Raw genomic sequence first — 16,662 nt, 5'->3', positions numbered from 1 at the left:
TATTGACTACACATGTTATCTTGGTTGTTTAAACGGAGGCTATGTTAAGGTAAAAGACTCGCCCAAACTGGATAACCTTAATATTTGTAATTCATAATACGAAGTCATATAATTGGGAATTCTAAGTTTCTTGATCGGTTTAGTGGTATCAACTCTTCTAATCTATGTAGTTACAAAGTTATTGGGTGAAAAGGAGGGAATTAAAACTGCCTTCTTTGCTGCTCTTTTAGGCTCAATTATGTTTGGTATTGTTTCTTATATATTTGGAAATGGCGTTTTAGCAGCCGCAATAGGGGGTATTGTTTGGTTAATATCCCTCAAGTGGCTCTATGGTGCGGGATGGCTCAAGGCTGTTTTGATTGCTGTTGTTATCTGGATCGTAGTATCAATAGTGGGTATTTTTTTGCCAACATTTCCTAATCCCTTTTAACCTTTCCAAATCTTTTCAAATTATAGAAAATAAACAATAACTATTTTGATATCTTTATTCAATTTATCCACTTATAGTATTCTTGCTGGTAATATTAGAACCAGCGAGAATAGACATTGTATTTTAGTCTGAGATTTTCACTAAAAGGTCTTTCTATCTATGAGCATGTTTATGGCGCAACAATCAGAGTAAACACAAATTGTATCAATCAACAAAGCGCTAAAACAACCTTCGAATCGACTAAATGCAATCATTAATAATTACTAGACCAAATTTATTATCTATTTCATCGCAACGATGCAATCTCAAATATGTCTTATTCTAGTTACTATTTGTGTATGATTGACTCGCACTATGTCTTTATTTACTATCCAGAGATCATACTTTTTCTTGATTATTTTGGTACTGTTGCATTTGCAATTACGGGAGCATTCAAAGCAATAGATCAAAAAGCTGACATTGTCGGAGTAGTTATTCTTTCCGGTGTTACTGGGCTCGCAGGGGGATTGGCACGAGACATTATTTTTGGAAAATATCCGCCTACTGCCTTATCAGATCCTATGTACTTGATCTTATCAATCATTACAGGTTTTTCTATTTTTTTCTTGTATCCTAGATTGAAGCGACATTGGAATATTTTTCTAAAATGCGATGCGGTAGGATTAGGGGTATTCACAGTAATCGGGGCAAGCATTGCTTATTCTATTTTTGGTCCAAATTTACTCCTAGTTTCTATTGGCGGTCTAATCACAGCTACTGGGGGAGGAATCCTGCGAGACGTCCTAGTTAATGAAATACCACTAGTATTGGTTAGAGAACTATATGCTACAGCCAGTTTTGTAGGCGTAATTGTTTTTTATGTTTTGATTATTTTGTCAGATCCCGTTATAGCAGCGATTAGCGGAATTATCTCAGCTACGGGCATTCGGTTATTAGCTATAAAATATGCTTGGAATTTACCAAAGGTTAAAACTTGACTTTCAAAAACAACAATTGCCTTCATATTTTATCAATTTCAAAATCAAAATGGCATTAAGCCGACCCTGTAAGAATGCGAGATACGCGTGTTATTAACTTCAGCTTCAGATAACTAGGTAGCCATATTATGTCAGGTCACAAAATTGAGTTGATAGCAAAACCAAGATTGCACTATAGAAGACATTAGCAAAGTTTAATTCCAATAATCATTAAAAGTACTATATAAATTGCAGCTTATGAATAGGAGATGCTTGGATATCCATTGAATTCTAACAATGTCCCTCTAAAAGAAAACAATACACCAAGAAGTAAAGAAAAAAATCATAGTATTATAACCACTGTTAATCCTGCTACTGAAGAAATTATTAAAGCATACCAGCTCATATCAAAAGATGAAATCACCGCTTTAGCCAATAAATCTAAGAAAGCATTCAAAGAATGGAAAAAGGATTATCGGAAGAGAACAAGCTTCCTTTATGCCTTTGCAAATGAGTTTAAGAAGGAAAAGGAAAAGCTTGCACGAATAGCTACGTCAGAAATGGGAAAAACCATTAAAGAAGCTAGATCCGAAATAGACAAGTGTATTTGGGCTGTAGAATATTTCGCTGACAATGGTGCAGTCTTTTTACATGATGAAGTTATCAATACAGACGCTAGGAAATCTATTGTCACATTTGAACCGTTGGGGGTAATCGCTAGTCTAATGCCTTGGAATTTTCCATATTGGCAGGCCCTTAGATTCGCTGCACCGTCACTGATTGCTGGTAATACCATCATTTTGAAACCTTCAAGTGTTACTATGCAATGTGGATTGGAAATTGAGAAAGTTTTTGAAAAAATTGGTTTACCTGACAACGTTTTTAAGACCGTTATTGCTTCCTCTGTTGAAGCAGAATATTTAATTAACTCTGAAGATGTTAGTGCCGTTACTTTTACTGGTAGTGTACCTGTGGGTGCAAAGGTGGCCAAGAATGCAACCGCTCAATTAAAAAAGATAGTATTGGAATTAGGAGGTAGCGATCCATTTATCGTTTGTGAAGATGCAGATATAGATAAAGCGTCAAGTGGGGCTGTAAAAGGACGTTTCATAAATTGTGGACAAAGTTGTATAGCATCCAAACGGTTTATTGTTGTTAAAAACGTAGCTTCTCAATTTATTGAAAAATTTGTTGAAAAGACAGAAAAGTTAAAGATTGGAGATCCTTTGTCGGATGAGACAGATATAGGACCATTGGTAAATTCTTCTTCACTAGAAAGTATAGACGAGATGGTAAAGAGATCCTTAAAAGAGGGCGCAGAATTGGTAACGGGTGGGCAACGCTTGAGTGAAAAAATTGGAGGACATGAAAAAGGATATTTCTACAAACCTACTATCTTAAAAAACGTTACTCCTAATATGGAGGTGGCACAAGAGGAAACATTTGGGCCAGTTGCACCCGTAATAGTGGTAGAAGATGAACAACAAGCATTGGAAATAGCAAATGATACAAAATTTGGCCTCGGAGCAAGCATTTGGACCCAAAATTTGGGGAAAGCCGAAAAGTACTCAAAATTACTGCAGGCAGGAATCGTTACGGTCAATAATGTCGTTGTATCAGATCCAAGAGTTCCATTTGGTGGGATTAAAAATAGTGGATTTGGCAGGGAATTATCTAAGCATGGAATGTTTGAATTTGTAAATATCAAGTCTATAAGATTCTATGATCAGTTAATACATCACCATTATGTGGAGTAAGAAGCAAAGTAACTGTTAAAGCGACCCTATTTCTGTGCTATCTTAGCTTTATTGAGGTAGCTAAGTTTGGCCATCTGGCCCTCGAATAATATTTTATGAATAGCTAACATTTTGACCATCAAGTGACTTGCCTGACCCTTTTTGATGTTTATTTTGAACCATATTAGGAATTTGCAATAACATCATAAAATTTCACAAAACAAGATACAATATGTCTTTTATATTCCAAAGCTGCAAATTTATCGAAATTGGTTTTATCCTGTTGGTTTAATGTTTTATTAGATTATCATATGGCTTAATGTTTTATTGAACGATGTCCGTTTTTGCCCTCAAATTTAGATAAGGTTTATGAATAAATCAAGCAAACATGCCTATTAGCGAAAGATCATGGATATCACAGATTTTATTGTGGTGAATCGTTAATCAAATTGAGCTTGATTGCTAAACAGTTCTCTCCAATTAGCAAAGATTTTTTTACTTCTTTTACATCGGTTATGAGGTAGATAATGAATATAGAAATGGTATATAAAGAGGAAAGACAAAATATCTTTTTTGCAAAAACTGGTATTGCAACATTTATTTTTATGGCGGCGATAATTTTTTTCCCATATCAAGTTTCGTATGCTCAACTGGATTCATCTAATGTCCTTCGCAGCAGTAGCGATAGTAGTATTAGCGGTGATGGTGATAATCAAACCAGTATGACTGCTTTGACAGATAATGAAAACTTATCAGCTGGATCCTTTTTGAGCATTGTAAATGACATAAATAATCTCTTAGAATCAAATTCATCAAATTCCATTTCAAATGGGACCACAAGTTCCCAGGCTGAAATACCATCATTTAACCTATTAGCTCTAGAGGAGATAACCATTCAAAACACTTCAATGTCTGTACCCGCACCAGTTAGGCATCCTGGTCAACCATCCCATGAAGTAGTTTTTGCCCTTCCTCTAAGGATTGACGGGAATATTTGGTCAGGCACAGTAACATTTACAGCAAGTAAACCGATAGAAGTCGAGGTTCTTCATACTTATGTACCTATAGAAAATCCAGATTCAACACATGCAGAGCCATATCATGCAGTTTTGCCTGGAAATAAGAGTATTGCGATAACTCACCTTCGACATTTAGTTGACGTCCCAATCGAAATTAATGGTACAGGGATAAGTTCAGGGACACTAAATTTCGCAGGTAATGCATTAGTATTTCACAAAACCAGCGGAGAGCCCTTCACAGTAACGTATACTATTGATGCTGTTGCAAAGGAACTAACTAAACTTAGAAAATAGATCAAGATGGACCTGTATCTTGTCAACTAGAAATTCTATCCTTAATTTCTTTTTTTATGAAATTATTAATTTAAAGACAATATATTGTCCAAATCTTTACATTCTTTAAATCTATACAGTTGAATAGATGTAGCAAGGCAATAAATCTAATATGGTGGTCACCTAGACTATTCACATGAATCGCAACAGCGAAAATTCAAGCAAGTCTAATAGTATTGAAGAGATAATTCTGGCAAACGGTTGCTTTTGGTGCACAGAAGCCGTTTTTAAGAGAGTTCGTGGAATCCTGTCTGTTGAACCTGGATATTCAGGGGGATTCGTAAAGGACCCGTCATATGACCAAGTTTGTACCGGCGAAACCGGTCACGCAGAAGCTATCCAAATACGATTTGATTCACAAATAATCTCCTTAGAAAAACTCCTTGAAATATTTTGGTATACTCACGATCCAACGACACTTAATAGACAGGGAAATGATATAGGAACACAATATAGATCTGCTATTTTTTATCAAACTGCAAAACAGAAAGATATCGCAATATCAGTGAAAGAAAATATTGAGAAAATGAAAGTATACTCTAATCCTGTTATCACTGAAATCACTCCATTCAAAAATTTTTATCCAGCTGAGCAGTATCATAAGGATTACTACGATAACAACAAGGATGTACCATACTGTAGTTATGTGATTGATCCAAAAGTACAAAAATTATTATCAAAATTTCAGGACAATGTGAAGCACGAATACCTGTAGGTTTGATGATTTACCTACTTTGAGTAAATCAGTCATTCAGACTTTTGACCAATATGCTATTACATTGATGAATATAATATTCAGATCCACAATATCGGAAAGTTATTCCATTTAAAAGAGCTTGCTTCTTCCCTATTGAATTTCTGAGTGGATAGAAGAATCCGTTCGTTTGTCCGTCTATATTATTTAAAATATACCATCACCATTTGGATTCTCACTTAAATACCTAGAGAATTAGGAACCAGATACATTTATGAATTCAGATTCTTTCGTTATAAGCAAGAATGAGTACCAGGGATGGCAAGCAGGACGATTATCTCTACGACATAGCTCAAATTCGCAAAATAATTGAAGGATCAGAAAATATTGTATTTTTTACAGGAGCGGGGATTTCAAGGGAAAGTGGAATTCCTACATTTAGAGATAAAGATGGATTGTGGAAAACGTATGACCCATCAAAACTTGCATCGCACTCTGCCTTCATTTCAAATCCAAAATTGGTTTGGGATTTCTTTTATTCACGGCAAAGACTGGTAGTCGAAGCCGATTGTAATAATGCTCATATAGCTATCGGGAAATTTGAAAAAATAAAACCAGAGCGGAGTTGGATTATAACTCAAAATATTGATAGATTACATCAACGTGCAGGTTCCCAAAATGTGATTGAACTACATGGAAACATTTTTGGAATAGTTTGTCTAGAATGCGGAAAAAGAGAACAGTACAATCATGCCAATTTTTTTAACAACTATAATGAAAATAAAATTCCAGTTTGTTCAGCATGTAATAGTATATTAAAGCCTGATGTAGTACTTTTTGAGGAACAATTACCTGTAGACGCGTGGGGACAGGCAGTCCAGTTATCAACAGAATGTGATGTAATGTTTGTTATTGGCTCATCATTAAATGTATCACCAGCCAATACTTTACCATATTATGCTATCAAAAACCACGCTGTGCTCATAGAGATAAATCTCAATGTTACTGAGATGACTTCAATAATGGATTTTTCTATTAGAGGAAACGCATCAAAGATTTTATCCAATATATTTGATCTTGGCTAATAATTGATTTATTCAAGAAGAGAGAGGATAATCAGATTTTAATAGATTGAATGTGAATTTCAAAATGTGTTTACGCTTGAGAAGTGACTGAGTACATGTAGATTCTATCACTTGGATGATCGTTCCTATCTATATGAATTCGAGAATATGTGAAAGCAAATTAGGCATTCCTCTTTGAGAAACATCATTATACTTTAAATATTATTATTACAAAATTTAAAACATTTGAAATGCATTTCTTTAAAACAGCCTTATGCTGAACTGCTTGCAAGTGAAAAAAAAACTATTGAAATCAGAAAATGGAACACTAACTTTCGAGGTCCCTTTTTAATACATGCCTCAAAAAATGTAAATATGGATGCATGCTCTGCTTTAGGTTTTGACGAAAACAAGTTAGTTAAGGGCGCAATTATTGGAAAAGCGTTCCTATATGATGTAATAAGGTACGCAACGATGGATGTTTTTTTGCGTGACCGGCATAAGCATTTCTTGATTGCACCAGACATAAAATCAAATCATTCATTTAAGAGGTATGGTTTCTTAGTAAAAGACCCTGTTAAATTCAGGGAAGAAATTCCATATTCCGGGAAATTAGGATTTTTTGAGGTCTCTGATTTGAATATTTTTTAGAAGCGAAAATTGCACTTAAGATTGATGATCTAAATAAACTCTGTTTTGTCTGACCAGGCGTGCCTAATTGTTATCTTGCCTTGTTTGTGGGATATATGTAGGTAACAAAGAAGAAAGCGAGTTAGTGAATGAGCGAATGAACCATTAAACTTTATCATTAGTTCTAAGGATGTTAAGGGCAGAGCCAGCACGAAACCACTTTAGTTGAGCCTCATTGTATGAATGTATTAGAGGTACTTGTTCTTGCGAGCCATCATTATGGTATATTATGGCCGTTACTACTCCTTTAGGTCTAAGATCTTGCAAATTAATTATGCTTATTTTATCATCTTCTCTTATTTTTTCATAATCAGAAGATTCAACAAATGTTAAGGCAAGAATCCCTTGTTTCTTTAGATTTGTTTCATGAATTCTTGCAAAACTTTTTGCAATTACAGCAGCACATCCTAAAAATCTGGGAGACATTGCTGCGTGCTCACGGCTGCTACCTTCGCCATAATTTTTATCACCGATAATTATCCATTTTAATCCATTCTGCTTATATTCTCTAGCAATATGGGAAAAAGTTTCAATGTTGTTATTTAAAAGATTCAATCCCTTACCTACTTCTCCCTCTCTAAATGCATTTACTGCACCTAGTAACAAATTGTCACTTAGTCTATCGAGGTGACCTCTGTACATTAACCAAGGACCTGCTGGCGAAATATGATCGGTTGTACATTTTCCCTTTGCCTTTGTCAATACCGGTAGCTTACTAAAGTCGTTTCCATCCCATTCTGAAAAGGGCTCTAATGCTTGAAGCCTTTGACTGTTCTTGTCAATTACCACTGCTAAGCTTTCTGGGTCCAGCGCAGGAGGGACATAAATATCCGCTGTATCTTTAAACCCATTATTGGGTACTTCGGAGGCTACTTTTGGGGGGTTTAGTTTGAATTTTGTACCGTCGCTTGCTACAAGCTCGTCCTCTAATGGATTAAAGGAAAGACGCCCACCTAGTGCAAGAGCAATCACAAGTTCTGGACTGCCAATAAAGTTCATGGTTTCCCTTCTGCCGTCATTTCTTCCTGGAAAGTTTCTGTTATAGGATGTGACTATGGTGTTTGGCTCCCCTTTTTTTATTTCCGGCCTGTTCCATTGTCCTATGCATGGTCCGCAAGCATTAGCTAATACATTAGCCCCAATATCTCTTAATAATTGAATTTGACCATCTCTTTCTATAGTTTCTCTTATCATTTCTGAGCCCGGTGTCACTTGAAGAGGGGATTTTGTCTTGATTCCTTTTTCTACCGCCTGCTTTGCGATATCGGCTGCACGAGACATGTCTTCGTATGAAGAATTTGTGCAACTTCCTATCAAAGAAACAGAGATGGTGTCTAAATAGTTGTTCTTTTGAATGTCTTGGGCCATTTTTGAGATGGGTCTAGCTAGATCAGGCGTATGTGGGCCAACAATGTAGGGTTCGAGTTCATCTAGGTTTATTTCGATAAGCTGATCAAAATATTTGGAGGCGTTTTCATGATTCTGGCTAATTTCTTCCTCAATTGACGGATCTTGTACAAGCAAGTCTTTATTTTTATTTGCAATATCTGCTAAGTCCTTTCTGCCAGTAGAAATCAAATAAGATTCCATTTTGGGGTCGTATGGAAATACAGAGCAAGTGGCACCAATCTCTGCTCCCATATTAGTGATTGTGGCCTTTCCTGTACAGCTTACATTTCTTGCCCCTGGTCCAAAGTATTCTATAATTGCGTTTGTTCCACCAGACACGGAAAGTTTTGAGGCAACGTATAGAATGATATCTTTAGGGGATGTCCAACCGTTTAGTTTTCCTGTTAAATATACGCCGATTCTTTTAGGATACAAAACCTCCCAAGGCAGCCCGGCCATAACTTCGGCAGCGTCTAGTCCACCTACCCCTATTGCGAGCATTCCAAGTCCTCCGGCATTTGGAGTATGTGAGTCTGTTCCAATCATTAAACCACCTGGAAAGGCGTAGTTTTCTAGGACAACCTGGTGAATTATCCCTGCACCAGGCTTCCAAAATCCAATTCCATATTTTCTACAGGCAGATTCTAAAAATTGATAGACTTCATTATTTTCGTAAATTGCTGCTTTAGTGTCAGATTCACTGCCCACCCTGGCTTGGATTAAATGATCGCAATGAACTGTGGTGGGAACTAAAACCTGTTTTATACCTGCCTGCATAAACTGAAGAATAGTTGTCTGTCCTGTAACGTCCTGAAGCGCAACTCTATCTGGATTTAACAAGATATATCCATTTCCAGGTGTCAAACCATTAAAAGTCATAAAATCAGTAGATTCATCAAGATGACCTATCAGGATTTTTTCTCCAAGGGTGAGCGGTTTATCTGAAACCTGTTTATATCTCTGAATATTTCTTTGTAGTTTTTCATATACTTTTGAAACCAAGTCTGTCTTGGTGGTTTTTCCTTTCAATTTCATAGAATTTTGATCTATTGACATACAGAAGACACGTACTTTAAAATGCACTTGCCAATATTTATCACTAATGCATTCGGCTGCTAATTCAGAAAAAGTCAAAAAATTGTAATTAATTATATGATTTCTGTTCATTAATATCTGGTTTACTAGTATTATGGAAATAATCTGGGATGATTATTTCGTAATTGTGAGAAATGATAGTTATTATGGTTCAAAATAAAATGATGATATCTATATTCAATCAAACAATTAAAATAAGTTATAGTTTAAACAAAAAGCCAGATGTTTTCAAGAATCTTGGTTGCATTTGATGGTTCGAAACCTTCAATGGATGCCGTTGAATCCGCTATGGAAATAGGCACTAAATACAATTCATCTTTGATCATTTTACACGTATTGGATAGTTACAAGTACCCATACTTACTTTCAAGTGTGATATTAGCCCCTACATACGGTTCTGACAAGTTAGAAAAGGAACGCGAAAAATTTGAGGAATTGATGAATTCACTTAGAGAAAAGTACAAATCAAATAAAAAGAAGATATTGATGCCTAGTAATGATAAAGTGATTTCGGAAGGAACTACTAATACTGCTACTTCAACCACCTCCACCTCCACCTCCACCTCTACTACCAACGCCCCTAGTAACACAGCTGATTCTAATCCTACTGATTCAACGGATTCAAGCTTTGAAACTGCTATTATTGAAGCCGAAACTTCAGCTGCATCAACCATAGTTGATTACGCCGAATCCAAAAACGTCGACTTGCTGGTAATTGGAAGCAAGGGCAGAACTGGTTTGAAGAAAATGCTAGTTGGAAGTACCGCTTCAGAAGTGGTGAAATATTCACATTGCCCTGTTCTTGTAGTAAGATAATATAGATAAAAAAATAGTCATTACAAGATTAACCTGCCTATCCTGCAAGTTATTTTTATTTATTTATTTACTTATTTATTTATAACATTAGTCGACATCGACAAATCCAATTGACCTATCTTTGTCCAGAGCCTGCATTATGTTCGATGTTTGAATCGACTTTTTAGATTTATTTGGAAGATGTATCTTGTATGTTGCTACTATTGCTAGATATTTTCAAAGGACATTTTGAATTAATACAAAACTCCCATTGGTATCTTTTGCCTTGATTATTACCACTAGCCGAGATAACGGGCCAGCTGCACTTTTCACACTTTTTTCCATTACTTTTTATTATACCTTTTTGCGGTAATGGGGAAGTAGCCAAGCATTTTACTGATGCATAATTCGTACAGCCTGCAAATCTTTTTTTGGATTTAATCGCCTTTTTAACTACTAAATTACCACTCTTACAAATGGGACAAGTACCCAGTGTGACAATAGTTATGGGTTTTCGCCATAAACTGGCTGTTTTATTGACTTCCAAGGCTGAGGAGATTTCTTGGCCTATTTTAGTTTCGTTGAGATTGAAAGACTGTATTGCTTGTTTAATTTGGTTGCGTGCTTTGTCGACTACTTGTACACTTGTAGTATTACCTGATTCAATTTGTTCTAGCTGTGTTTCCATTTCTCTTGTTAGATTCGTTGAAACAATGTTTGGTATGTATTGTTTCATAGAATTTAGGAGAGCTATTCCTATTTCTGTAGGTCTCAATCCTGATTTTTGGATCCCTGTATATTCTGCTTTGATTAGCTGTTCTTTTTGAACATTGGAATTTGAAGCACTCTCTGATGGTATCCTTGAATCCTTAGTAACAGATTGATTACTGGTATCAGAGGGTATAAAATTGGTTATATAATTTCTCTTAAAAAGAGTGCTAATTATTTCAGACCTGGTGGCTTTGGTACCTATTTTTTCCCTTTCCATTTTTTGTAACAGTGTCGATTGATTATATCTGGGAGGAGGCTGGGTATACTTCTCTAACAATGCTATTTTTACATTTTCCAAAATATCGTTTCTTTTTAGAAATGATAGCGAGTCTAAGACCACAAAGCCCGATAAATCAAAATAGGGTCTATAAAATTCAATCCATCCTTCAAATATAATTTTTTTCTCCTCTGACCTAAAAGTATACTTGTCTTTAACTGTTATTGTGACAGAAATTTGACTAGAAGAGGCCGCTTCTCCAAATGAAGAAAAGAATCTCCTGATTATGAGATCTAGTAGTTTTAATTCTGAATCTTCAAGATTTCGTTTTGGCTTTTGACCTGTTGGATAAATGGCTGGGTGAGCAGGATCAGTCTCCTTTCCTTCATTTGGTTTGAGGACTTTATTGGCTAGCAATTTTAAAGAGATTTCAGAATAAGCTAGAATTGATTTAGTTTTTTTGTTACCATACGAACTGTTCTGATGTAAATTATTGTCCATATTTGAAACTGCTTTAATGATTTTTTCATAATTAATGGATGGGGGTAACTTTTGGCTTGATGTTCTTGGATACGAAATAAGTGCAGCTAGATATAGTTTCTCAGCGATTGAAAGGGTGTAACTCGGAGTAAACCTAAATATCCTATAAGCTTCTTTTTGAAGGTCTCCAAGGTTAAAAGGAATAGGTGGTTTTATTGATGTTTTTTGAATATTGATGTCTGTTACTTTACCTAGTTGATTTTTACAAGAGTTGATTATATTTTCGGCAGTTAACTTTGAATCGATTCTTTGAGGATAATAATTAGTTTTGATGATTTGCGTATTTTTTTGAAAATCTGCTATAACATTCCAATAAGGTTCGAATATATGACTTTTAATTTCTTCTTCCATTTCTACAACAAATGCTAGAGTGGGACCCTGGACTCTTCCTATTGATAGTTGATGGTAACCCTTCTTGTTTTCTCCAACAGAATCTTTCTTATTAACGGAATTCGTAAGCGCTCTTGAAAGATTAATTCCATAAATAAAATCTATCATATGCCGGGATGTCCCTGCATCCTTTAGCTTTTCATTAGGGGATAACAAATTGTTAAATGATTGTATTATTTCTTCATCCGTAAGTGATGAAAATTTGGCTCTTTTAGATATAGAGTATTTGTTGTGACACGCGTGCTCTAGTATGTTGTATCCAATTACTTCACCTTCTTGGTCATAGTCGCAGGCATGAATAAAGCCTGCGGCATTTTTAGATATATCAGAAATCTCTCTTAATATTTTCTCAATCTTGAAAGCCAGAAATTTTGAGCTTGGTCCTTTACTTTTTAGTACAGATAATGGTAACCAAGTTGGGTAAAGGATTGGGAATACTTTTTTATTTCCTTTATTAGAGTCTGACAATCCGTACAAGTGCCCTAAAGCATGACAGATAATGTAATCTTGACCTTCCATTCCTCTAATGGTAGGAAATGATGTGGCAAAAGATGATCCTGATGGTGATGACGCTGACCTATCTTTTTTTTCTTGATCTATAGGTTTGTCTGAATGGTTTTTGCTGTGTTGGCGATGATAAATACTTAGCGCCTGTGCTATTCTTTTTGCAACAGATGGTTTCTCACATATGACAACTATGGACCTATTTGCGATAGAAAAAACACCAACCTACATAAATTATTAGGTTTCATTTCTTTTATGAATACCGGTTATTACTAGGTTGGTAAATAGAAAACATCTAATTATTCAGAAGGAAGATAATAACCTACCATATACATCATGAAATTTGATTTGTCTATCCCCACTTCCAAACCTTGGTAAGACCATTTCCCTCAGGATCTACTGTTTTTTTGTAGATGCCAAATAAATTATCAAATTGTGTGTAAATGGTGTCTGTTGAATTCGAGGAGATGCCTGCAGAACTAGTTGAATTTGTTTTGAAAGGTAAGTGGAAAACCATTACTCCGTTATTTGAGAAACTCCCATCCGGATTGTAGGTACCTATCGATTCAGATCTGTAGGTTATGACTTGACCAGATGCTGTCAGTATTATTGCTTGACCTTTAGAAGAAACAGTACCGTCAGTGTTCATTTTATCTACTGTTGTACCAATAGTTTGGGTTGGAGCTCCACCCATAGTGCTGTTGCCAGTATAGGTAACTTCAACAGATGGAATGGGATCAAGACTTAGTACTTTAATGTTTGTTGATTTCGTATTTTCGGTATAAAATGGATCACCAATTACATTTTCGTTATTCATCGTTAATAGACTAGAATTGGAACTGTTTGATGGTAAGGAACCAGTTTGACCAAAAGTGGATGATACAGTTGGAACCGACTCTATTATCATATGGGAGGCCAATGAAAAACTAGTAAAAGCAAGAAATAAAGCGATTTTTCCCGATAAAGTATATTTGATTTCTGGTAGGATCATCATAGAAAAATTCTAATGGGAAAATATAAAGGTTTAAGAACCATCAATTTATACTATTACAATATAGACCATAATATTATCACTAATGATAAATGAAGGTCCTAATTTAGGTAAATGCTGAATCCTAAGTAAATATATACTTTATGAAATAGATGTTGAATCACAATTAATTAACAAGGGTTTGCTTGCCCAATCTTTGATCCATTCTCTAACGATATTTGCACTGTGTTCAGCTTTTCTTCTTACAAATCCATCCAAATCATTTTTCGCAACGTTTATTAGCACTTCAATTGTCTCATAAGTTCTCTTATCTGGTATAGTATGAAATCTACCATCTTCATCCGCTAGTGCTGAACATGCATTTATTTTTATCTTTCGTCTGTCATCTCTTAAGAGTTCCTTTAGTCGGTTAAACACCGCTTGGTTCATATCGCTAGTTTCTGCGCTTGATATATCATTTTTGTTAACCAAAAACTTGGCTAAATTTAACGTAGCTTTTGCTCTCACAAAGTAGTCCTTTGAGTCAAGTGTATTTTCCAGAATAAAATGAGCTATCTCAATGTGTATCTTGCCATCTCTTTCCATTGTTAACTCTTTTAGTCCTTCCAAAGCCCCAGTGGCTAAAACACTTTGAAAAGTATTTGTTCCTTCGACAAGGTTTTTTAGAAGGGAAATTATTAGGATCTTATTTTCTACTTTCTCCATCTCCTTACTACTTTTTCCTAAAGCCGTAGCGGCCGATGATCTTACAAAATTACTTTCGACATTAGATTCGTAAATCAATTCTTCAAGAAAACTAATTGATTCAATTCTTTCAAATTTCCCGATATTTCTTATGATTGCTTTTTTGGTCTCTGATCGTAAAGCATCAAAGGTTAATTTGTTATTTAGTATTGAAAGTAAAGACTGATATGAATTATCAGATTTTTCATAATCATTTTTATCATAAAAAGAACCAATTGCATTAGCCGCCTCAACGGCTACTCCATAAAATTTGTCTTGAACAATTGCATCGGATATCACTCTAATTCCATCGATTGATTTTAGTTTCTTAAGATATCTTAAAGCGGTAATTCTTTCTATGATGGTTTCTCCATATTTCATCTGATTATATAGCAATTTCCTTAATTGAAAGTCTCTGGTTTCATTTACTACTTTAACGGATCTTATCTCTTTTAGAATCTTAAACTCTGGATCAATGGATATATATTCAATATTCGAATCGATATCTATATTAACAAAAGACTCTGAATCCTTGTTGTCCACATTCATTAAATGTACCCAGTGGCTTTTTTGTCCAGATTTATCCACAATGCTTATTTTAAACTCCAACTGAAATTGGTAATAATTGGATAAATCTTCAACTCTTTCATCATAATTTTTTTGTTGAATTTTAATTTTTAGCTTTTGGGTGTTTTTAACATTCTTGGTTAAATTATTATGTTCTAACGTGTACTCGATCTTCAATTTAGGGTGACCTTTTCTGTAAATCCATTGATCGAAAAATGATGTCATTTCTCTACCAGAGACTTCCTCAAGCACTTTTAATAGGTCAAGTGATTCAGCCGATCTATTCTGATATTTTTCTAAATAGACTTTAAGTGATTTTCTAAAATTATGCTCTCCTATATAATTTCGAATCATATGGAGGATGAATCCTGATTTTTCATATGAATGGGCATCGAACAAATCATCTACATGCTTATATACATTAGTAACAATTGGCCTATTATAGAGTTTATTTGATTCTTCAAAATAGATATCTGTGGCTTCTATCAGGTTGTAGTGAAATTCATCTTTTCCCCGAGAATTTTCCCAATACAAAGATTCACAATATGTAGCAAACCCTTCATTTAACCAGATGTGAGGCCAGTCCTTGCATGTAACCATATCTCCAAACCATTGATGTGCAAGCTCATGAACCACCAAAAAAATATCATTTCTATAATCTTTAGATGCTTGCTTGTCATGCAAAACTCTTCTGGTTAGGGTAGTACATGTGGTATTTTCCATACCTCCAAACTCAAAATTATCGACTGCTGTTTGAGAGTATTTTTGAAATGGATAATTTGTATCGAAATATTCTTCGAAGAATTTTAGCATTTGCGAAGTCTCAGAAAAAGTTAACATGGCATCTTCTTCTTTAATTTCTTCTGGCCAGTAATAGTTGAGCGAAACATCTCTATATTTTGATTCATACTTTGAGAAGGTGCCTATAACAACTGACACAAGATAGGAAGGAAGAGGTTTCTTTTCAACATACCTCCAAACTATGAATTCATCTTTTCTAACTTTTGATTGTAATATTCCATTTGAAATTACCATATATCCTTGTGGTGCAGAAATTTCGATATCCAGAGTAAATTTGACTTGAGGTGTATCAATAGATGGAAACCAGGAGCGTGATTCAGTTGCTTCACCTTGTGTCCATGCTTGGTATGATGGAGATCGTTTACCTTGATCACCCTTTGTAATAAAGTGAAAACCAGTTTTTGGAGAATCGAATTTTTCCTTGCCGTCAATGATTGTAAAACCTGCAGAATATGAAATTTCAATATCGACTGTGCTTCCGGCTCTAAATTGATCTGAAAATTCAATAATAACTTGCTTGTTATCAACGCATCTAAATTTCGAAATATTTATCGACTGTGAGTGTACCTTTGTAACTTTTAAATCAGAAATATCTAACATGATTTCTGATAAATCTTTAAATGCTCTTATCCTCATTCGCTGTTCGCAATCAATAAGGATCTTGTTCACAAGATCTGGCTTTATCTTTAATGACATATGCTCAATCGTATAGGATAAGAATGGAGTAGTGTGGATTTTACTTCCAGGAAAAACAAACCTTTTTTTTTCTGTCTTTGTTTTTTCCATTTTGATTGAATTTCTGTTAAATTGTATCATGTCGTTTTACTTTTATCATTTACCCATAAGCGCTTATTCAAACATAAGTCTATTGAAAATAGAATAGAATTAGAATCATGAAAATGTAAATCCTCTGATGCTTACTGGATTGACTTTTCTGCCTTGGGTTTTAGTCTTCCC

The 16,662-nt window shown here is 34.9% G+C and carries 12 protein-coding genes; 8 read left to right on the top strand and 4 right to left on the bottom strand.

Translation table 11 applies throughout. The features are described 5' to 3' along the window. Window positions 1-112: 112 nt before the first annotated feature. The 7 genes from AB0A59_RS10290 (at window position 113) to AB0A59_RS10260 (ending at window position 6,883) form a co-directional block, all read left to right on the top strand. Window positions 113-430: a hypothetical protein gene (locus AB0A59_RS10290; RefSeq protein WP_458743552.1), complete on the top strand. Its 318-nt coding sequence runs from the start codon at window positions 113-115 to the stop codon at window positions 428-430. 311 nt (window positions 431-741) lie between these two features. After that, a complete protein-coding gene (locus tag AB0A59_RS10285) occupies window positions 742-1,407 on the top strand; it encodes a trimeric intracellular cation channel family protein (protein WP_458743550.1) in 666 nt (221 codons plus the stop codon). Window positions 1,408-1,670: 263 nt separating this feature from the next. Then, on the top strand, window positions 1,671-3,143 hold the full coding sequence (locus AB0A59_RS10280; RefSeq protein ID WP_458743548.1) for an NAD-dependent succinate-semialdehyde dehydrogenase: 1,473 nt from the start codon (window positions 1,671-1,673) through the stop codon (window positions 3,141-3,143). Between the two features lie 518 nt (window positions 3,144-3,661). Next, window positions 3,662-4,435, top strand: coding sequence for a hypothetical protein (locus AB0A59_RS10275; protein ID WP_458743546.1), 774 nt, complete (start codon window positions 3,662-3,664; stop codon window positions 4,433-4,435). A gap of 175 nt (window positions 4,436-4,610) precedes the next feature. Further along, window positions 4,611-5,189: a peptide-methionine (S)-S-oxide reductase MsrA gene (msrA, locus tag AB0A59_RS10270; RefSeq protein ID WP_458743544.1), complete on the top strand. Its 579-nt coding sequence runs from the start codon at window positions 4,611-4,613 to the stop codon at window positions 5,187-5,189. Window positions 5,190-5,473: 284 nt separating this feature from the next. Continuing rightward, on the top strand, window positions 5,474-6,253 hold the full coding sequence (locus AB0A59_RS10265) for an SIR2 family NAD-dependent protein deacylase (RefSeq protein WP_458743542.1): 780 nt from the start codon (window positions 5,474-5,476) through the stop codon (window positions 6,251-6,253). A 225-nt stretch (window positions 6,254-6,478) separates the two neighbouring features. Beyond that, on the top strand, window positions 6,479-6,883 hold the full coding sequence (locus tag AB0A59_RS10260) for an ASCH domain-containing protein (RefSeq protein ID WP_458743540.1): 405 nt from the start codon (window positions 6,479-6,481) through the stop codon (window positions 6,881-6,883). Between the two features lie 144 nt (window positions 6,884-7,027). On the opposite strand, the gene AB0A59_RS10255 is transcribed toward AB0A59_RS10260, so the two are convergent. Then, the gene (locus AB0A59_RS10255) at window positions 7,028-9,367 is read right to left on the bottom strand and encodes an aconitate hydratase (RefSeq protein WP_458743538.1); all 2,340 of its coding nucleotides are present in this window, start codon (window positions 9,365-9,367) and stop codon (window positions 7,028-7,030) included. Between the two features lie 261 nt (window positions 9,368-9,628). Between AB0A59_RS10255 and AB0A59_RS10250 the strand changes: the two genes are divergently transcribed. Continuing rightward, window positions 9,629-10,222 carry a universal stress protein gene (locus tag AB0A59_RS10250; protein WP_458743536.1) on the top strand — a complete coding sequence of 198 codons (594 nt, stop codon included), beginning with the start codon at window positions 9,629-9,631 and terminating at the stop codon, window positions 10,220-10,222. Window positions 10,223-10,391: 169 nt separating this feature from the next. Here the strand turns inward: AB0A59_RS10250 and topA are convergent, their stop codons facing one another. The 3 genes from topA to AB0A59_RS10235 all read right to left on the bottom strand — a co-directional run bounded on the left by topA (window position 10,392) and on the right by AB0A59_RS10235 (window position 16,491). After that, window positions 10,392-12,809 (bottom strand): DNA topoisomerase I, encoded by a 2,418-nt coding sequence (topA, locus tag AB0A59_RS10245; RefSeq protein ID WP_458747595.1) that lies wholly within the window; start codon window positions 12,807-12,809, stop codon window positions 10,392-10,394. Window positions 12,810-12,975: 166 nt separating this feature from the next. Further along, entirely contained in the window at window positions 12,976-13,617 is a 642-nt protein-coding gene (locus AB0A59_RS10240) for a hypothetical protein (protein WP_458743535.1), read from the bottom strand. Between the two features lie 138 nt (window positions 13,618-13,755). Further along, window positions 13,756-16,491 (bottom strand): M1 family aminopeptidase, encoded by a 2,736-nt coding sequence (locus AB0A59_RS10235; protein ID WP_458743533.1) that lies wholly within the window; start codon window positions 16,489-16,491, stop codon window positions 13,756-13,758. Window positions 16,492-16,662 lie beyond the last annotated feature (171 nt).

The sequence above is a fragment of the Candidatus Nitrosocosmicus sp. T genome (genome assembly GCF_054408485.1).
Note: the sequence above shows the minus strand (reverse complement) of the source record. Positions and strands in the feature narration are given on the sequence as shown.

Coding starts and splice junctions, on each gene's coding strand:
- AB0A59_RS10240 (WP_458743535.1), bottom strand. CDS start 13,617: ATGATGATCCTACCAGAAATCAAATATACTTTATCGGGAAAAATCGCT.
- AB0A59_RS10285 (WP_458743550.1), top strand. CDS start 742: ATGTCTTATTCTAGTTACTATTTGTGTATGATTGACTCGCACTATGTC.
- AB0A59_RS10265 (WP_458743542.1), top strand. CDS start 5,474: ATGAGTACCAGGGATGGCAAGCAGGACGATTATCTCTACGACATAGCT.
- AB0A59_RS10275 (WP_458743546.1), top strand. CDS start 3,662: ATGGTATATAAAGAGGAAAGACAAAATATCTTTTTTGCAAAAACTGGT.
- msrA (WP_458743544.1), top strand. CDS start 4,611: ATGAATCGCAACAGCGAAAATTCAAGCAAGTCTAATAGTATTGAAGAG.
- AB0A59_RS10250 (WP_458743536.1), top strand. CDS start 9,629: ATGTTTTCAAGAATCTTGGTTGCATTTGATGGTTCGAAACCTTCAATG.
- AB0A59_RS10255 (WP_458743538.1), bottom strand. CDS start 9,367: ATGTCAATAGATCAAAATTCTATGAAATTGAAAGGAAAAACCACCAAG.
- AB0A59_RS10235 (WP_458743533.1), bottom strand. CDS start 16,491: ATGGAAAAAACAAAGACAGAAAAAAAAAGGTTTGTTTTTCCTGGAAGT.